Consider the following 18,229-nt stretch of genomic DNA (forward strand, 5'->3'; position numbering starts at 1 on the left):
ATTTGCCATACACATAAGTTCGTAAAAAAAGAGAGCATTTTCGCCCTCTTTATTTTGTTACTCTTTGATTGATGAGTCAAGGGCCACTTGAATCATATCATTAAAGGTTAGCTGCATTTCCACTGCTGACGTACTTCTCCAGTTAAAATAGGGTCACTAACTGTTAAAAACGCTAAGGCTTTTCGACTAAATTTTGATGCTAAAGTAAATAGGGCTGCAGCCTCCATTTCAATTGCCAAAATCCCATATTGTGCCCATTTTTCCAATTCTCGATTGTTATTATTAAATAAATCTGCTGTTCAAACATTTCCTACTTTTAAGTTTAATCCCTTTTCTAAACCAGTATCATAGGCATTTTTCAATAAATCAATGTTAACGGTTGGAGTATAATCCATTCCACCGAAGGTTTTTCTGTTTATCTGTGAGTCTGTTGATGCACTCATAGATAAAATAACATCACGGACCTTGACTTCTTTTTGGATTGCTCCACATGTACCCACAAGAATTAAATTTTGCACATTATAGCTTTGCATCAATTCGGTAATATATATCGGAATAGATGGAACCCCCATACCAGTCCCTTGAACGGAAATTCGCTTTCCTTTGTATGTACCTTTCAATCCAAACATATTTCGAATTTCAATGTTTCGGCAATATATTTGGCGCAGAGTGATCTCCTGGTAAAAGCACAGTTTATGCGTTTTGTCCTTCTTTAGCTCCAATATGGATACTCATAGTATAGCCTCCTTAAATGTCATGTAATCAATATACTATAAATTTAAAAGTACTTTTAATGTCGCATGAAGAGCTATATATGGGGCAAAACTATTGAATGCAGGTTCTTATTGAATCTGCATTCAATTTGGAAATACGAGGAGGACATTATGGGTAAAAAGAATCGTAATCGAATTAACTCACCTAAGAAGAATAATCACATCCCTAAAGAAGCCATTATTGCGGAACAAGAAGCACATGGAAAAGAATTTAGCGCAACTGGCGGAAGAAAAAATAACCAATAATAATATTAAAAATGGAAGTTTAGATACTAGACATTAATAAAGGTGCCTGACCAAATAGTCAAAAAACTAGATTAATCTAGTTTGACTGTATAGGTCAAGCACCTACATAAGTTTAAACCACATGTATTCGATTAATTTTTTCCCACCCACCTGGTTTTAATTGATAATAATATTGTCCTTTTCGTCCTTCATCAATAAATAAGATATCTCCTGTTCCAATGAAACGACCTTTAAAATCTTCTGGTATCAGTTCTTTTATATTGAATTGGGAGAACACTTCATCCAGGCAATCACTATGTGACATCCCTTCGACTTGTAGTCGGTATACTTGTTGATAGCCCTTTTTTTGTCTAAAAATAGGTGTCTGAAAAATGGTTACGTCATATGCTTTTTTACGGGTTCGTATAAATTCCAACAACATTCGTTTCGCTTTCCTCCCTTAACATTTCATCAAAATTTGACCTTGTTTACATATTAGAGAAGAAGCACCCCGAATCCTTCAAAGAATTTGTTCTATTTTTGTCGAAAAATATTTCAAGGTGACTATTTCAAGGTGACAGGCACCTTCCATATTATGGAAGATATCTGTCGTCCTGATCCATTTATGCGTATTTTTTAATTAAAGATTCTAATTGGTTTGTTAATGTTGGTAGATCGTTTTGGGTGATAGAGATGCGGACATTGGTTTCGTCCATTTCCAATGCTTCAGATAAAAATCCACCTAATCCTCTAGCTTTTCGATCGATTTGAAACCATAGATCGGCTGATGTCTGAGTATTTGGCATAAACACAAGTTCCAATTCATCTAGTCTGCCTCTGAAATAACCAGCAATTGGTACAAATTCAAATTCTTGAATAAATGGCAATCGTTTACGTATTCGATAAGATGCCTGCTCACACTCTACTTCTCGCAAACGAAATCCAAGGGAAGAAAGACTATTCAATACACCATTTAATAAAGCGTTAGGTAACACTTTTAAATAATCTTTATCTGATGGATCAATGGCATTTTTAATATCTAACCCAGTTGAAACCCATACTTTCGTTCTTCCAATCGTTATGGGTGTATCGAGCGGCAACTTAATTGAGAAAGGAATTTCACGAGTGTCGTTTGCACTCATGGTAAAAGCCGCTGCTAAACGAAAACGCTCAATTGGTGCAGTTACATAATACTTTTTATCATCCGACTCTTTTATATATTGAGTATTAACGGAGAGATAAATATCATCGATTCGTTGATCTGTATTTCCACCACGAATTTCAACAATTCCCTTCATTTCTTCCCCTGGTACCACTTGATCCTTCTCTAGTTTTGTATCAACGGTTGCAGCTCCAATTCCAACACTAGCTAATATCTTATTAAAAAAAGACATGTCATTTCCTCCCTGATTATAAAATAATAATATGAAAATCTTTTTGGATGTCTTTAATAGATGTATAGGGATCATCAATAGCTAGGAGTCTACGAATAACTTGATTTGCTTTCGGAGAAAGGCTCAATTCCTCTTCCCAGCTTTTTTCCTTTTCCGATTGTTTTGGTTCATAAGAAGAATATAATAAAAACAATAGAAAGTGACCTAAAGCGTAGTAATCACTGATAGGAGCAATGGCTCTTTTTAATTGATTAACAGAGATCGGTTCCACCTGTTTAGTAGATAATCGACGTGCAAGTCCAAAGTCAATTAATCGGATTTTATCATGATGGAGTAACACATTTGGAATTCGAATATCACGATGAACAATGTCATGTTCATGCAGCCATTGAATAATTTTAAGTAATTCATTACCAATTTGAAAAGATTCGTTTTCTGAATAGATCTTTTCTTCATCAAAAATAAGCTGTTCAAACGTTTTACCATGCACATACTCCATTGTAAAATAAGGGATGTTGTTATGTATTCCTTTTTCAAAAAAGACAGGGAAATACGCATGTTGCAGTTCCATCATTAATTGTTGTTCTTTCTCGAAATCAATTCTTCCTGATTCAAAAATACGTTTATGAATTCGCAAACTCTTTAGCACAACTTTCACTTGATTTTTTATATCGAAGACAAGATAGCTGTTTCCATAACTTCCTCGACCTAAAAATTGAATAACTTCATAACGTTCGTCAATTAACATCCCCTCCTGAAAAGGTCTTTCGAATAGGTTTGCGAGTGGATGTAGGATCCTTATTACTTTCATGCTAACACCTTTAAGTTTCTAATTTGTTACAACGTATAACTGTATTGAAATTAGATAGATTCTAGTTACAACACATAGCTCCTAGCAATCTTCTCACTTCTCCCACAAGAATTGCGTAACATCTATTCGCCTTTGTTGCGCATTTCTTATCAACTACTGAAAAAGCTACTTCTGCTTGAGAAAAAGCTACTTTTACGCCCTCTTTTATAATAACCGTGACCCATATGGGAATGCTTACGGTGGCTATAGTGTCTATAGTCACTAGAACTTCTTTTTCCATAATGTGATTTATGGGATGTTTGATTCAACAAAGATTTAATGAGTTTCCTAAACATATGATGTTCCTCCTAAAAACGAATTACTTTATATACGAATGATAGGTAAATACGTTTCAAAAATTTATGATAAAAAATTAAAAATGACGGCATTCTCCGTCATTTTTTTGAAAACTTATTTTTTATTTTAGAGATCGGGAAATAGTGCACTTTACAGCTGCTTCTCGACCTAAATTCATGCATTCATTCTTACTAATCTTCTGTTATTTCTTCATCAATAATACATTTTTCTAACAAATAATCAAATGTGATGTCTGCGAGATCATCTATCTCATCTTCTGATGGAATATAGCCTCTCTTTAACAACTCTTGAAAGAAAAACTCAGCGATTTCATCGGTATCAATTATGACCTCAATTTCTTTCACAGCGTCGCCCCCTTTTTAAAGAGTGTATGAAGGCTCATTTCTCAATATTCCGAAATTATTCTTATGTTGAAGGGCATTTTTTTAGAGGACAAGCATACATTGAAATATCTAAACTTTTGGAGGGGAAAACAAATGACCAAAATGACAAATATGATAGAAATGTTTAAGGATGATCTAAACAATGATGAAGGTATGTTCTTATCTTACATTGATAAAATGCTACAAGTTAAATTTAAATTCATTCTACTTGCAGGAATTCCATTTTTGCTTTATTTGCTTATCTCAGCCCAAACACTGGGGTAATTTTTATGAGGTTTTTTTATTGTTTTCTGTTAATTTCTTCAACTCTAGAATAACAGCGTTCATAACCTGTACATATTCCTCATCCTTAAACCATTCGTATAGGAAACGATAGTCATTATAAATATCTAACAAGCGGTTTATTCGTTCTTGCTGCTTTTGTTCTTCATGCGCAATAGGGTCTTTTTTATCTAATGAAAGAGGTAGCTCTTTTAGCTCCTGACCATGATTTTTAATTAAATATAGCAAGCCTAATTTTTGCATAAACGCTTCAGCATGATCAACATCGGCTAATAGAATTAAATCTGCTTCACTCGCCTCCATCCATTCACCGTCCCCAATACGAGCTAATTCATATACGATATCTTCCCAGGAGCTTTCCTTATAACGCCAAATTTCAGTGCGAAATCCAATAATTTTGAAGAAGTCATTTTTATGTCCTTTTACTTGCACAATATCACCGATTAAGAATTTATACTCAATATCAATATGTTCCTTCTCTAAAATTTCCCCTTCAAACTCTGACAATAATTTTAATCCTTCTTCCTTATATAATTCCTCACTACGATTAATTTCATATACATAGGTCCCATCTAACCATTGTACTTTTGTTACTTTCCCAACCGTTCCATAAATGGTGATCACTACTGTATCACCAACTTGAAATTTTGATTTTCTTCTTCTTCCCATATCATTCCTCTCCTTATAAATCAAACCGTAAAGTAGTGGTTAGAATAGTATATGCACTTTAATGGTGATATGGAAATATCTTTTCTAAATTTATGCGATTGTTTTTTAAGCGTTTTCAATTCATATGCTAAGGAGTGAGGTGAAGAACAATTTCCTCCCCTCTGTTTTTATGATTTATGGATCAAATATAATTCCCATGCCTCATCAAAGATGCTCATGCTTTTTAAATAAGTTACATTTAATTCCAAATAATTGCTTATTTGATGATAGTCCGTTGCTGTTTTTGGAAAGCTATGATCCAGATAAGCTTCATTGGCAAATTCACTTATATCTTCTGATGGTTTAGGATGTCGATATCTCATTAAAAAATGGTAAAAAGATTCAGCCACAAAAATACTCCCCTCAAATAACATGATGTTTTTCTTACTATAATGGAAAAATACCTTATTCGTCCACTGACATACAATGGTAAAATTTCGCTTTTATCATCTACTCTTCAAAAATATAATATTTGATAACAATAAGATAATTAATAAATCCTGTTTTTAAAATAAAAAAGAATACTAGCTTTGGTGAAATTTAGAAACTTTTTCAGAATCACAATTATTTATACAATATACTATTTATGTTAACCTCCTATATCCACTTATTTATTATCTCATACCATAAAATTTGTTAACTTTTGTATAAAATTTGACCATTTATAAATGTATTACTAATATGACAAAGTCTTTAAAAGGTCTGATGAATGATTATTTGTATTTGCACAATGGAGTGCCTTTTTTAAGGAAATTCCAATGATATTGTTTTAAAAATTACAAAAAAATTATACACTGTTAAAGTAGTTTGGATATACTTGTATTCCTTCATTTGTACTGATCTAAGTTTGTGTTCCGAAAAATTAGAGGTCAACATAAAGAAAGTAGGAAACCAAATGGATTCATTAATACACTTTTTTAAATTTAGCTTTACTTGGTTACACATTTTCATTTTAGCCATTGGATGTGTTTTTATTTATTATCATCTTTTCAAAAAATAAAGTCTTATAGATTTGAATAAATCCGAGAAAAAACCTGATCGATAAATCGAACGTGCTCATTCAAAGTTTGATTTATCATTTTATTGATGATAGAACTAGCTACTTCTTCACAACTTTTAATCTCAACATCATTTATATAGTGGTGCATAGCTTTTTTGATTTCAAACAAAGATGCTGGATTTTTTAGAACTGAAATGATTTGATCCTCAATAGGTTCTTCATTCTTCAATTTGTGAACTAGATTTCTCCGAACAAGAAAACTCATATTCATTTCTTCTTGCCCAGGAATGACTGTATGGATGAAAATAGGGATTCTCTTTTTAATGGCTTCACTAATCGTTATTCCACCTGGCTTTGTGATGAGGGCATCTGCCCAATTGTATAAATGATTCATTTGTTCCGTACTTTTTATATAGGTTAGTGGTTTTATAGATTCTGATTGTAATGATACAAGCTCCTCGTATAACTCCTGATTCATTCCGCAAAGGACACGATATTCAATTAAATTACTTGCCCTCTTTTCCCTGAGAAAAGCTAGTGACTTTCCATACCCCTGATTCCCACCTGACACAAGAATATGAAACTTTTTATTACCTACCTTTATATTCTTCTTTTTTAAAAAAATATCGTCTGTTACCATTCCAGAAATGATGATGTTTTCTTCAGGAACTGAGGCTTTAATTAATTGTTCCTTTATTTCTTTGGACGGAACAAAGTGTAAATCAATATGTTTTTTTCCCCATAAATCATTGATAAAAAAATCAGTATATACATTTCCCGTCATAACCTTTATCACTCCATATTCCTTTAGTTTATGAACTAGAAATGAAGGAAAGCTATGAGTACAAATAATTAAATCTGGTTGTTTTTGTTGTATCATTTGTTCCATTTTTTCTAAAAAGAATGATAAATAGATTGATTGAAGAACTGATGACTTCTTGTAAAAGAATTTCTTGTAAAATAAACTGTATAACGAAGGAATTTGGGTGATCCAATTTAAGTACAAGTTGGAAATAAACTTTTCAAGTCCAGCGTTTACATAGCTGAGAAACTCCACTTTTTCACATTGAACATATGGGTCTTGTTTTATAAAAGCTTCTACTAATGCGTCTGAAGTTCGATGATGTCCGGATTCCATTTTGAAAAGTGGCAAAAGTAATATCTTCATTTTTTCCACATCCTTCGGACACTCTATTGTCATTCAAATAATCAAAAGTTATGCAAACTTTAAAATGATTAGTAGTATCGATTGTTTTACAGCCATAGAAAGGATTACTTGTATACCTCTTTTCACTTTCTTCCTCGAATTGAAAAGACCTTCACCCCCCTCTAGCTCATTCAAATAGGTTATCCCCTTTAAAAATAGCTAATCAATGAATTTTTATTAACTTAATTAAAACCCAAGAATGATCGAATTTCAAACTCAACGACAAGGTCACGTATTCTTTTTATAGGAAGAAAATAACGGGATTTTATAATGAGTTTGATGAATAAATTAGACCTTAGCCTAATGATGCATTGTATTTTACGATAATAATCCAAGCTATTAATCCTATCCACCCTGTCGAGATATATCGTTTTATAGCGAATTTCATCTACCATTATAGATATCAATGCTTATTTTTGATTTATTAGGTTTTTGAAGCTTTGAATAGCGCCCGTTTTCGCCTATTTTTCATTATGTTGTTAAAGTAACTCGTAATCTTTTTAACATAAAGGAAAAAGTTAAATGCCTCGGTTTTATAGAATTTTTCAATCTAAATAAGAGACGAAAAAGGGAGAAATTGTTACAATTATGACATTTATTTTCTAGCCAAAAATACCGCTCTCATTGTTGATATAATAAGGTTTTTTAATAAAACACCTTAAACATGGATGATTTTAGTCATGCGTACTACGACACATTGATTTTGGGAATCGAATTTCATTAATCTAGTGGTGGGATTAACTAAATTAAAATTTTTTCTTGAAAGGAGTGGTTTGAATGGCACAATTAGACCGAAACCGGGAAACACCAAAATCCACTCAGCCGAATATTCGTACACAGAAAAAGTTATCAACAAAGGAGAAAGCATTTGTCATCAGCTTGTTCACCATCATTGTAACGTCCCTTTTTCTTGTTAACTGGTCAGCATCTGACAAGATAAACTTAACAATCGGTCTATATGGATCCGTTATGGTTGCCTACTTACTGGGAAAAATGCTGCTTTCCTTTAAATACAAGGAAGTAACAATACCTCCACCTGATTTAAAAGTATCTGTAGTGATTCCGTCTTACAATGAAGCCCCTGAAGCTGTCCTTGGTACTATTGAAAGTATTTTAAAACAGGATTATCCGATCCATGAAATTTTTGTAGTCGATGATGGCAGTAAAGATATAGAAGCTTATGAAGCTGTTTTAAAGCTTAAATACCATCTTTCAGAAGGAACTAATGAATCCTCACGGTACTCTCTTAGCTATAAGTTGCCTAATTTAATCGTTCACCGTCTTCCAGAAAATAGAGGAAAACGTCATGCTCAAATCTGGGCATTTGAACGTGCAACAGGAGATGTTTATGTAACAGTAGATTCCGATTGTACGGTTTTCTCTGATGCCATTGGTGAATTATTGAAACCAATGAATGATCCGGAAGTAGTTGCTACTACTGGACATGTGAATATTCGAAATCGTACAGATAATATTCTGACTCGATTAATAGATATGCGTTATGATAATGCATTTAGAGTGGAAAGAGCAGCACATTCTGTTACCAATAATGTTCTCGTCTGTAGCGGTCCGTTAAGCGCCTATCGTAGAGAAGTGGTCATGAAAAACCTTGATCATTATGGTTCACAGACATTTCTCGGCCAACAAGTGCAATTAGGTGATGATCGCTGTCTAACAAACTATGCCATCCGTGAAGGTAAGACATTATATCAATCAACAGCCCGCTGCATTACAGACGCACCAACTCAGTTAATCATCTTAATCAGGCAACAATCTCGCTGGAATAAGTCGTTTTTTAGAGAAAGCCTGATCGCTCTTAAAATCGGTTTAAAAAAACCAAATGTATTTATTTGGGTTATGCTTGAAATGTTTCTTTGGATTGCATTTGGTGTTTCATTAGTTATGGCGGTTTATATTGCATCCTCGACAATGGCTTGGATTATATTTATTTATTATCTCGCCTATGTCATTATTTCTGCCTATGCCCGAAATGTTTTTTATGCATATAAAAGGCCACTAACCTTTTTAATGGCTCCCCTTTATGGTTTGTTATTTTTAATTTTGCTTTGTCCTCTTCGTTTCTGGGCATTGCTGACTCTTCGATCTACTTCATGGGGTACAAGAGGTTAAGTGTTATTTAAATTAGTCTATTATTATTTATTGAATTGGAGTTGTGACTATGATAGTTCGTAAAGCCATTATTCCAGCTGCCGGTTTAGGAACTCGATTTCTTCCAGCAACAAAGGCCCAGCCAAAAGAAATGCTTCCCATTGTAGACAAACCAACCATTCAATACATTGTTGAAGAGGCTGTTCAGTCTGGTATTGAGGATATTTTAGTTATAAGCGGTCGTGGAAAACGGGCCATTGAAGATCATTTTGATAAATCCTATGAGTTGGAAGAAACTTTATTTAAAAAAGAAAAATACGAAAAACTCAACGAGATTCAATCTATTTCAAATCTCGCTAATATTCATTATATCCGTCAAAAGGAACCTCGTGGCTTAGGTCATGCTATACATTGTGCTAGTCGGTTTATCAATAATGAGCCATTTGCAGTTCTTCTCGGCGATGACATTGTTAAGTCAGAGATTCCTTGCCTCAAACAATTAATCGATAGGTATAATCACTATCAATCTTCTATTATTGGTGTTCAGAATGTAGATCCAGAAGAAGTAAGCAAGTATGGAATTATTCAACCTACAGAACATCCTACTCTTGAAAAAGATGTTCTAGCACTAGCGTCAGTTGTAGAAAAACCTGCTGTAGAAAAGGCCCCTTCCCAATACGCCATAATGGGACGTTACATTCTCACACCAGAGATATTTGATATTTTAGCAACATTACCACCAGGGGCAGGAAATGAAATTCAATTAACGGATGCTATAAAAATACTGAACGAATCACAAACAGTTTTAGCTTTTAACTTCAAAGGGCAACGGTACGATGTTGGAGATAAATTTGGCTTCATTAAAGCAACGATTGACTTTGCATTAGATAGACCAGATTTAAGAGCAAGTGTTGAATCGTACTTAAATGATATTGGTCATACAACAAATTAATATATACCTTCATGAAAGTAATTCCATTGTTCTTCGGCTATGGTTGCACCGATTAACACATATACTTTTAATCTTTTTTTATAAAAGACAATAATCCACTATTCATTTATAAAGCATCTAGTAAGGGAGGAGTTTTTATGCAAATCTCTATCATCGGAACCGGTTATGTGGGGTTAGTTACAGGTGTTTGTTTGTCTGATATTGGTCAGCATGTTACTTGCCTCGATATTAACATGGAGAAAATCGATAAACTGAAACAAGGGATCTCCCCTATTTATGAACCAGGTTTAGAAGAATTGATAATAAAGAATCAAGAGAAGGGCAATCTTCATTTTACGTCAAACCCCATTATTGGGTTAAAGAATGCGGATGTTGTATATATTGCCGTCGGTACTCCTCAAGGTGAAGATGGCGCGGCAGATCTCTCTTATATCTATAAAGCAGCAAGAGATATTGGTCAAAATATTACCCGAGATGTTGTGGTCGTAACAAAAAGTACGGTCCCGGTGGGTACGAATTACAAAATTAGAGAATTGGTATTATTAAATCTCCAAGGAAACTATCGTGTTGAAGTGGTTTCTAATCCAGAATTCTTACGTGAGGGTTCAGCGGTACATGATTCTTTTCATGGTGACCGAATTGTGATTGGGGCAGATAATCCTGAAGCTTCTCAAATCATAGAAGAAATAAATGAACCTTTCGGTATTCCCATTTTAAAAACAAGTATTTATAGTGCTGAGATGATTAAGTATGCAGCAAATGCATTTTTGGCAACGAAAATCTCTTTTATTAACGAGATTGCAAATATATCTGAAAAAGTTGGTTCCGATATCGTTGAAATATCTAAGGGAATAGGAATGGATTCTCGTATCGGACCTAAGTTTCTAAAAGCAGGAATTGGATTTGGAGGTTCATGTTTTCCTAAGGATACAAGAGCATTAATTAATATTTCGGAAGCTATTAATCATGATTTTCACTTAATGAAATCAGTCGTTCAACTAAATGAAGAACAAAAAATAAAATTGGTGAACAAAGCTAAAGAACGTTTCGGTTCGCTTGAAGGTAAACATATTGCACTACTTGGTCTTGCCTTTAAACCAAATACTGATGATATGCGTGATGCACCATCCATCAGTATTTCTAAAACACTAGTTGAAGAAGGTGCAAAAATTATTGCCTATGATCCCATTGCTAATAAAAATGCTAAAAAATATCTTCCAGATTGTGTAAAGTATGTAGACCAGATTGAAGATGCTATCAAAATGGCAGATATCGTGTTTATATTAACAGAATGGGAAGAAATTGTAGAAAAAACATTATACCAATCTAAGCTTTTTATGAAAAAACCAATCATCTTTGACGGCAGAAATTGTTATACGCCGGAAGATGCAAGAAAATATGAAGTTGAGTACGTGTCAATCGGAAGAAAACCAGTTAAACCAGGTGAAATACAAGGTATCAAACCAACAAACTACTCATCTTTTTAAACTCTACGACTGGTTTACTGTTTTATAAAAAAAATTAAATTGAAAGGATGAATGTAAATGAAAAAAGTAACATCAGCTCTTTTATCAGCTATTCTAACCGTTAATTTCACTGTTCCAGTTTTTGCCCAGGAGGTTAAGGAGCCCACGCCAGTAGTAAAAAATATAGAAGGATCTGAATCGTTGAAAAACATTTATAGTTTTAAAGCTACAGTCGTTTTTGAAGATGAAAGATATCATGTAACCTATCTTGATAAAGACGGCATTGTATCAGTGGATATTAAGAAGGACACAGGGAAAGAAGAGATTAAGATAACAGGTGAAGATGCACATCAGAGAGTCATCAAATTTGTAAAGGACCTTAATTTAACAAAGAATTTAAGTAAGGAAGAAGTAGTTAAACGTCTATCTGCTGCAATAGGTAAAGACCCTTCAGAGTTAGAAAAAGCAGATGCTGATATTACGTTCACGAATGATGCAACAATATCTTTCTCCTATAAACAAGGGAATAAATCTAAAACCGTTGATAAGCTTGAACTTCGTCAATTGCAAGTAAAACTGGAAGCTAATGATGGAAGTTTTTATGATATTCACTACCATTTAAAAGGAAATGGTGACATCCAAGCAATGGTGAAGAAAAAAACTGAGGATGGCGAAGAAAGATTAAAGGATTTGGATGCCTTAAATGAAATCAATCGAATTTTTAAGAATGGACTAATTCCAAATAACGAAACAAATTTGAACGAGTATTTAGAACAAGTATCAGTGGTAGTTGGAATTCCAGTCACAGATATCACAAAAGCGGATTTTCGTGGACAATTTACAAACAAATCAAAAGTTGATTTTAAATTTGAAAAATAACATGTCATTAGAATGAAGCGGACGAAACGGTCCGCTTCCTGTTGTACTTTTTACTTTTCTTTTTAAGAAAAGTAATCAAAGTAATTCCTCTTTAATAAGCGCGGCGTTTTCATTAGTTTTGCATACGAGATAGAATTTGTAAGTTTTTTTGTATCAATTAATAATAGTTGGGTCTCAATTTCTTTTACAATTGAATCAGACTGGTGAGCAATTTGACAATCTTGGCAGAGAACGGTGGGCGTTTCTCTAATTTCAATTGCTCGTGTACCATCAGGTAACTCCCAGTACACTGTGGACGAGCCTATGCTAGTTTTTTCACTTTCACACCATTGGCACCTCATTTCCCTCCCTCCTGCTTTTCATCTGTTTTGGATACATCAGAGTTTGGAAACGATTCTTTTTTCAATTGAGCTTGGAACTTTTTCTCTTTTAATTGGTCTCTTTTTTCGCGTTTATTTTTCAAGGTTTCATGCTCTGGATTTTGTTGGAAGGATTTTCGGCGATCGATTCTAGTTAGTCCCTCTGGAACAAGATTAAATTGATGGTCATCTATTAACCCTGCGATTCCGACAGTTGAATTCTTCTCTTCCATGTCAGGATAAACTTGTTTAAAATAATCATCGGCCCTTCCTGGCACATAATTTTCCGGCTCTGGATAAGTCGTAATCACCCCTTCAAAATTTCGAAGGACGACCTTCTTTGGACTTTGCGAAATAAGATAGTTGGGCTGCAGAGCAATTTTTCCACCACCTCCAGGTGCATCGACGACAAAGGTAGGTACAGCATAACCACTAGTATGACCTCGTAGTCCTTCAATAATTTCCAATCCCTTGGACAACGGGGCACGAAAATGACTAATCCCCTCTGATAAATCGCACTGATAAATGTAATACGGACGTACCCTTATTTTAACGAGATCATGCATTAGCTTTTTCATGACCGGAACACTGTCATTGATTCCTGCTAATATAACAGATTGGTTGCCAACTGGTACCCCTGCATTTGCCAGCATTTCACAGGCTCGTTTTGAATCCTCCGTAATTTCAATGGACGTATTAAAATGAGTATTTAGCCAAACGGGGTGATACTTTTTGAGAATGTTACAGAGGCTTTCGGTAATTCGCTGCGGAAAAACTACAGGAGCTCTTGTACCAATACGGATGATTTCTACATGTTCGATAGCGCGAAGATTTTTCAAAATATATTCTAGGATTTGGTCATTAATTAATAGTCCATCCCCTCCCGAAATGAGGACGTCTCGTACAACAGGAGTTTGCCGAATATAGTCAATCGCGGTATCTAATTGTTTTTTGGGTACCCCCATTCCAATCTGACCGGAAAAACGCCTTCTTGTACAATAACGGCAGTACATGGAACATTGATTGGTTACTAAAAAGAGAACTCGATCGGGATAACGGTGGGTAAGTCCTGGTACAGGTGAATCCTCATCTTCATGAAGAGGATCCTCCAAATCATATTTCGTCTTGTATATTTCTTTTGAAATTGGAACAGATTGCATACGGATTGGACAGCGTGGATCATCTGGATTCATAAGCGAAGCATAGTAAGGGGTGATATTTAACGGAATTGTTTTCGTTGAAATGCGTACGCCTTCTTCTTCATCCGGAGTTAAATGAATAACCTTTTTCAAATCCTCTAACGTTCGAATCGTATTGGTTAATTGCCATACCCAGTTTTTCCACTGTTCTTCTTTGACATCCTTCCATAATTCAATATTCTTCCAGTGTCTGTCAGGTTTATATAAAAATGGTTTCAATTTGTGATTCCTCCTATTTAATAAATGGCATGTTATGCTATATGATTGATGCAAGTATCGTGCCATTTATTAAGTGGGAGATCTTCTCTTTTTTTGAGATCTGTATTACTTTTTTTGGGAAGATACTCGTGGGTATCCGAACTCTTTATAACAATTTGGGGCAAAACGTCGCTTTTAAGTAGTTATTTGTTGTTTAATGAGTTGAGTGTCATTTTACTTCAATGTCCATTAAACCCTGTAGCCAGTAACGCCGATTAATCGGCATCTTGTTTCTTTAATTTGTACTGTAGTGTTTGACGGGGGATTTTCAATAGTTTTGCTGCTTGTTGAATGTTCCCGTTTGTTTGTTCTAAAGCCTTTTCGATTAAGCTATTTTCATAAAGTGCCAAGTTTTCACGCAAAGAAAAATCCTCCCCAGGGGAATGTTTAGGTGGTCCTACATTTTTTAACATAATCGGTACATATTGTTGTGTTAAAATTTCTTCCTCACAAACGTTCATCATATACTCAATGGCATGTTTTAATTCTCTAACATTTCCTGGCCACGAATAGGATAAAAAAAGGTCATGTACATCCGAGTCAATTCCTCTAACCGATTTTTTTAATTTTTTATTATAATCCTTTATAAAATAATCCGTTAAATACAAAATATCTTCTTTCCGTTTACTAAGTGGAGGTAATTCAAACATTAAAACATTTAAACGATAGAAAAGATCCGGTCGAAGTCTTTTTTCCTCTAGAGCAACAATAGGAGAAATGTTCATAGCCCCGATAACACGTACATTGGTCAAAACAGTTTTCGAACTGCCTACCCTCCGTATCATACCATCTTCTAGGACTCGAAGTAGCTTGGCCTGTAGATCAATAGGCATTTCATGAATTTCATCTAAAAATAAGGTACCACCATCTGCTAATTCAAATAGTCCTGGTCGATCAAGTGCTCCTGTGTAACTGCCTTTTGCTGTTCCAAATAACAGACTCTCTAATAAAGATTCAGGAATCGCTGCACAATTTTGCGCAATAAATGGACCCATTGATCTATAGGAAGCACGATGAATTCCTTGTACAAACAGTTCCTTTCCTGTTCCACTTTCTCCACAAATGAGCATGGCAGAGTCTGATTTCGCCAATTTCTCAGCATTTCTAATAATCTTGATAAAAGGAGGATTCATCGTTTTTATATCTGATAACCGATAGGACGTACTCTTTTTTAGTGAGACACGATTTCTCTTAGAGTCTTGAATTTCCCCATGCAGCTCCAATAATTTTTCAGATAATGTTTTTAAACGCGAGTAATCTTTTGCAATTTCGACTGCTCCTACAAATACTTTGTTAATAAAAATGGGCAATGTTGTATTAATCGTTTCTACTTTTTTCCCATGAAGGTTTATATAAGTTTGTGGTTGATGGTAAATCGGTTTTTTCGTTTTAATGACCTTTAATAAAGTACTAGATTGTTTGGTTAAGGAGGGGAAAACGTCCAAAATTGACTTTCCAAGAACCTCTTCAATTTCTAATCCATCATGTTTTGCAGCAATGGCATTATAAAAAATCGTTTCCCCTGCCAAATTAACGGCATGAATCCCTTCATCAATACTTTGCAAGATGGCGGCTAGCACCTCATTTGAAATAGCTTCTTTTGACAAATGGCTCACCTCGTTCCGTTATGCCGATAAATAGGTCAAGGGGTCAATTTTTCGCTTTCCCCAATAGAAAGATCCTTTACCCACATATTCATGTTCTCTAGCTTATCAAAAATATAGCAGTTATTTAGCAATCGCCCCCGGTATTTAAACCCTATTTGATGAAGAACTGCATTCATTCCATATGACTGGGCCCTGGCAATGGAAAATACACAATAGATCCCTTGCACTCTCAACTCAGTTTCCAATTTTTCTAGAATTTTTTTCATTAATCCATATTTTCGATGATCAGGTAGTGTGGCACAATCGGTAAGTTCAGCATGGTCATACATAAAATTAATTTCTGCTGACGCACAACTAACGATTTCGTCATCATTTGTAATTCCATAGTAGATCGTCCCACCCTCCATTGTTTTCTCGATATATTCGGGGTCGTGTAATGGAGTGGGGTAAATTTTAAAGACTTGTCGGTATAACTGGGAAAGCTTAATCGCGTCGCTCTTTTCCATTTTCAGTAAATGATATTGGGTTGATATTACTCTATGGCTTTCGTGCCCATGTAAGTTCATAATACGTTGGAGGATGCCATCCTCCATCACCCAATTATTACTATTTCTCCGTTTATCGTAATAATATTTCGTAAAATAATAGGCATCTGAACCACGAAAAAAACCATCCACCTTTGCCTCACAATGAAATCCATGTTGTAATAGTAAATCGTAGTGCTCTTGTCTTGAGATGAAAAGCAATTTTTCCCTTTTTGAGTTAACAGCCATTTCTTCAGCTATTTTAATCACCTCACAGACATTCCCGCGATAGTCATCAATTCTCAATCGTTTATTAAGAGGATCGTTAAAAACTTTCGTTTTGTAATTATTTCCATTAATTTGCTGTACATATGCTATGTTGGTCATTTCCATTTATTCACTCCTTTTTTAATAAGAGAGACAGACTCCATTGCAGCCAGTCACCTATCAACCTATGAATCACTTACGCCACACCAGTTTAGAATCGTAAGTGCAATCATTTCTGCCGCTTCAAATACATGATCTAAAACAATATATTCATTACAATCATGGGCAACTTCAGTTGTTCCTGGTCCAAACACAACTACCGGAGTATGACCAATATTCGACAAGATCCCCCCGTCCGTTCCCCAAGGTGAAGCTTCAATTACAGGGAAATTTCCTCTAACTTTTTGATAGGCTTGCGTTAGGAATTGGATTAATTCATGACCCTCCTCTAAATTCCCTGGGAGCCACGTTCCTCCAAACCATTCAATTTTAACAGGATGTTGTTGAAACCATTTATCCTTTTTCTCTAACGCCCTTAAACATTCTTCCATCTCCGCTCTAGCTTTTGTAAGTGTCTCATTAGGGGCAACTCCCATCCTCCCTTCAATATCAGCCAAATCAGGCACGGATGATGGCCATTCACCACTTTGTATTTTCCCAATATTAATAGGAATCGGGATGGGTATATTCTCATACAAGGGGTCCTTTATCCCTTGATTTCGAGCCTTTTCTAACTGTTGTAATTCATTTATGACAACGTTCATCTTTTCAATAGCACTAACTCCTTCATAACGAGTTCCACCATGTGCCGACTTTCCTTTTACCGTGATCCGAAACCACATCGAACCTTGTTGTTTGGGAAAAATTTTCATTCCAGAAGGTTCTGGAATAATGGCGCCGTCACCATGATAACCACGTAATACAGCTGCTAGACTTCCTGCACCTCCGCTTTCTTCTTCTATCACACTTTGAAAAATCACATCCCCTTTTAGCTTAATCCCACTTTCTTTGATTGCTTCAATCGCTAAAAGGAGTGATACCGTTCCTCCCTTCATATCAGTTGAACCGCGACCATAAAGACATCCGTCTATAATGACGCCGCTATAGGGGTCATGTTCCCACTCGTTAAGATCTCCTTCTGGAACAACATCGATATGACCATTTAGAATAATTGAACGACCAACACCCGTTCCCTTCCATACCCCTACCACATTCGGATTGCCATAAAAGTTTTTTCGATCACAGGAAAAATCAGGATGGTTGAGCAGCTCTGGGCTGCCTATTTCCCAAATATCTAAGCTTAGCCCCAGTCTTCTTAGCTTTTCAATAATGATCGCTTGTGCCTTACTTTCTTCCCCCCTTACACTTCGTTCTTGAACGAGTCGTTGTAATAACTTTACACCTCTAGAGTGATTATCGGCTAACCACGTTTTGATTGCGATTTCTTGTTGTTCCACTCTATTTCCCCC

General features: G+C 35.1%; 18 protein-coding genes and 1 pseudogene. 6 read left to right on the top strand and 13 right to left on the bottom strand.

The features are described 5' to 3' along the window. Window positions 1-57 precede the first annotated feature (57 nt). Window positions 58-690: pseudogene (gene deoD / locus Q5760_RS14785) on the bottom strand (purine-nucleoside phosphorylase). 194 nt (window positions 691-884) lie between these two features. Between deoD and Q5760_RS14790 the strand changes: the two are divergent. Next, window positions 885-1,019, top strand: a complete 135-nt coding sequence (locus tag Q5760_RS14790) for a hypothetical protein (RefSeq protein ID WP_428908402.1) — start codon at window positions 885-887, stop codon at window positions 1,017-1,019. Window positions 1,020-1,131: 112 nt separating this feature from the next. Here Q5760_RS14790 and Q5760_RS14795 read toward each other — a convergent pair whose 3' ends face one another. The 4 genes from Q5760_RS14795 to Q5760_RS14810 all read right to left on the bottom strand — a co-directional run bounded on the left by Q5760_RS14795 (window position 1,132) and on the right by Q5760_RS14810 (window position 3,904). Next, entirely contained in the window at window positions 1,132-1,440 is a 309-nt protein-coding gene (locus Q5760_RS14795) for a YodL domain-containing protein (protein ID WP_428908403.1), read from the bottom strand. A gap of 181 nt (window positions 1,441-1,621) precedes the next feature. Then, window positions 1,622-2,392, bottom strand: coding sequence for a sporulation protein (locus Q5760_RS14800; RefSeq protein WP_428908404.1), 771 nt, complete (start codon window positions 2,390-2,392; stop codon window positions 1,622-1,624). Between the two features lie 16 nt (window positions 2,393-2,408). Beyond that, a complete protein-coding gene (locus Q5760_RS14805) occupies window positions 2,409-3,140 on the bottom strand; it encodes a serine/threonine protein kinase (protein ID WP_428908405.1) in 732 nt (243 codons plus the stop codon). 590 nt (window positions 3,141-3,730) lie between these two features. Next, window positions 3,731-3,904: a YozD family protein gene (locus tag Q5760_RS14810; protein ID WP_428908406.1), complete on the bottom strand. Its 174-nt coding sequence runs from the start codon at window positions 3,902-3,904 to the stop codon at window positions 3,731-3,733. A gap of 132 nt (window positions 3,905-4,036) precedes the next feature. On the opposite strand from Q5760_RS14810, the gene Q5760_RS14815 reads away from it, so the two are divergent. Then, window positions 4,037-4,207, top strand: a complete 171-nt coding sequence (locus tag Q5760_RS14815; RefSeq protein WP_428908407.1) for a hypothetical protein — start codon at window positions 4,037-4,039, stop codon at window positions 4,205-4,207. Window positions 4,208-4,210: 3 nt separating this feature from the next. Here Q5760_RS14815 and Q5760_RS14820 read toward each other — a convergent pair whose 3' ends face one another. The 3 genes from Q5760_RS14820 to Q5760_RS14830 all read right to left on the bottom strand — a co-directional run bounded on the left by Q5760_RS14820 (window position 4,211) and on the right by Q5760_RS14830 (window position 7,101). Continuing rightward, window positions 4,211-4,894: a hypothetical protein gene (locus tag Q5760_RS14820; RefSeq protein WP_428908408.1), complete on the bottom strand. Its 684-nt coding sequence runs from the start codon at window positions 4,892-4,894 to the stop codon at window positions 4,211-4,213. A 167-nt stretch (window positions 4,895-5,061) separates the two neighbouring features. Beyond that, window positions 5,062-5,283 carry a YozE family protein gene (locus tag Q5760_RS14825; protein WP_428908409.1) on the bottom strand — a complete coding sequence of 74 codons (222 nt, stop codon included), beginning with the start codon at window positions 5,281-5,283 and terminating at the stop codon, window positions 5,062-5,064. 654 nt (window positions 5,284-5,937) lie between these two features. Continuing rightward, the gene (locus tag Q5760_RS14830) at window positions 5,938-7,101 is read right to left on the bottom strand and encodes an MGDG synthase family glycosyltransferase (RefSeq protein ID WP_428908410.1); all 1,164 of its coding nucleotides are present in this window, start codon (window positions 7,099-7,101) and stop codon (window positions 5,938-5,940) included. Window positions 7,102-7,917: 816 nt separating this feature from the next. Between Q5760_RS14830 and Q5760_RS14835 the strand changes: the two genes are divergently transcribed. The 4 genes from Q5760_RS14835 (at window position 7,918) to Q5760_RS14850 (ending at window position 12,546) form a co-directional block, all read left to right on the top strand. After that, window positions 7,918-9,270 (top strand): glycosyltransferase family 2 protein, encoded by a 1,353-nt coding sequence (locus Q5760_RS14835; RefSeq protein ID WP_428908411.1) that lies wholly within the window; start codon window positions 7,918-7,920, stop codon window positions 9,268-9,270. Window positions 9,271-9,319: 49 nt separating this feature from the next. After that, a complete protein-coding gene (gene galU, locus Q5760_RS14840; protein WP_428908412.1) occupies window positions 9,320-10,201 on the top strand; it encodes a UTP--glucose-1-phosphate uridylyltransferase GalU in 882 nt (293 codons plus the stop codon). A gap of 137 nt (window positions 10,202-10,338) precedes the next feature. Next, window positions 10,339-11,688: a UDP-glucose dehydrogenase family protein gene (locus Q5760_RS14845; protein WP_428908413.1), complete on the top strand. Its 1,350-nt coding sequence runs from the start codon at window positions 10,339-10,341 to the stop codon at window positions 11,686-11,688. 57 nt (window positions 11,689-11,745) lie between these two features. Then, complete coding sequence (locus Q5760_RS14850) at window positions 11,746-12,546, top strand: YusW family protein (protein WP_428908414.1); 801 nt, start codon at window positions 11,746-11,748, stop codon at window positions 12,544-12,546. Window positions 12,547-12,608: 62 nt separating this feature from the next. Here Q5760_RS14850 and Q5760_RS14855 read toward each other — a convergent pair whose 3' ends face one another. The 5 genes from Q5760_RS14855 to Q5760_RS14875 all read right to left on the bottom strand — a co-directional run bounded on the left by Q5760_RS14855 (window position 12,609) and on the right by Q5760_RS14875 (window position 18,217). After that, window positions 12,609-12,887, bottom strand: a complete 279-nt coding sequence (locus Q5760_RS14855; protein ID WP_428908415.1) for a YokU family protein — start codon at window positions 12,885-12,887, stop codon at window positions 12,609-12,611. After that, on the bottom strand, window positions 12,884-14,323 hold the full coding sequence (gene ablA, locus Q5760_RS14860) for a lysine 2,3-aminomutase (protein WP_428908416.1): 1,440 nt from the start codon (window positions 14,321-14,323) through the stop codon (window positions 12,884-12,886). The genes Q5760_RS14855 and ablA overlap by 4 nt, the downstream gene beginning before the upstream one ends. A gap of 254 nt (window positions 14,324-14,577) precedes the next feature. Then, a complete protein-coding gene (locus Q5760_RS14865) occupies window positions 14,578-15,969 on the bottom strand; it encodes a sigma-54 interaction domain-containing protein (RefSeq protein WP_428908417.1) in 1,392 nt (463 codons plus the stop codon). 35 nt (window positions 15,970-16,004) lie between these two features. Further along, entirely contained in the window at window positions 16,005-16,886 is an 882-nt protein-coding gene (gene ablB / locus Q5760_RS14870) for a putative beta-lysine N-acetyltransferase (protein ID WP_428908418.1), read from the bottom strand. Window positions 16,887-16,945: 59 nt separating this feature from the next. Beyond that, complete coding sequence (locus Q5760_RS14875) at window positions 16,946-18,217, bottom strand: peptidase (protein ID WP_428908419.1); 1,272 nt, start codon at window positions 18,215-18,217, stop codon at window positions 16,946-16,948. Window positions 18,218-18,229: the final 12 nt, after the last annotated feature.

The organism is Niallia sp. Kr1 (assembly GCF_050389805.1).
Taxonomy (GTDB): domain Bacteria; phylum Bacillota; class Bacilli; order Bacillales; family Cytobacillaceae; genus Bacillus_BD.

What these genes read in the sequence shown, in the direction of transcription:
- Q5760_RS14805 (WP_428908405.1), bottom strand. Translation starts at nt 3,140, where the DNA reads ATGTTAATTGACGAACGTTATGAAGTTATTCAATTTTTAGGTCGAGGA.
- ablB (WP_428908418.1), bottom strand. Translation starts at nt 16,886, where the DNA reads ATGGAAATGACCAACATAGCATATGTACAGCAAATTAATGGAAATAAT.
- Q5760_RS14815 (WP_428908407.1), top strand. Translation starts at nt 4,037, where the DNA reads ATGACCAAAATGACAAATATGATAGAAATGTTTAAGGATGATCTAAAC.
- Q5760_RS14845 (WP_428908413.1), top strand. Translation starts at nt 10,339, where the DNA reads ATGCAAATCTCTATCATCGGAACCGGTTATGTGGGGTTAGTTACAGGT.
- Q5760_RS14800 (WP_428908404.1), bottom strand. Translation starts at nt 2,392, where the DNA reads ATGTCTTTTTTTAATAAGATATTAGCTAGTGTTGGAATTGGAGCTGCA.
- Q5760_RS14835 (WP_428908411.1), top strand. Translation starts at nt 7,918, where the DNA reads ATGGCACAATTAGACCGAAACCGGGAAACACCAAAATCCACTCAGCCG.
- Q5760_RS14795 (WP_428908403.1), bottom strand. Translation starts at nt 1,440, where the DNA reads ATGTTGTTGGAATTTATACGAACCCGTAAAAAAGCATATGACGTAACC.
- Q5760_RS14790 (WP_428908402.1), top strand. Translation starts at nt 885, where the DNA reads ATGGGTAAAAAGAATCGTAATCGAATTAACTCACCTAAGAAGAATAAT.
- galU (WP_428908412.1), top strand. Translation starts at nt 9,320, where the DNA reads ATGATAGTTCGTAAAGCCATTATTCCAGCTGCCGGTTTAGGAACTCGA.
- Q5760_RS14855 (WP_428908415.1), bottom strand. Translation starts at nt 12,887, where the DNA reads ATGAGGTGCCAATGGTGTGAAAGTGAAAAAACTAGCATAGGCTCGTCC.
- Q5760_RS14850 (WP_428908414.1), top strand. Translation starts at nt 11,746, where the DNA reads ATGAAAAAAGTAACATCAGCTCTTTTATCAGCTATTCTAACCGTTAAT.
- Q5760_RS14830 (WP_428908410.1), bottom strand. Translation starts at nt 7,101, where the DNA reads ATGAAGATATTACTTTTGCCACTTTTCAAAATGGAATCCGGACATCAT.
- Q5760_RS14820 (WP_428908408.1), bottom strand. Translation starts at nt 4,894, where the DNA reads ATGGGAAGAAGAAGAAAATCAAAATTTCAAGTTGGTGATACAGTAGTG.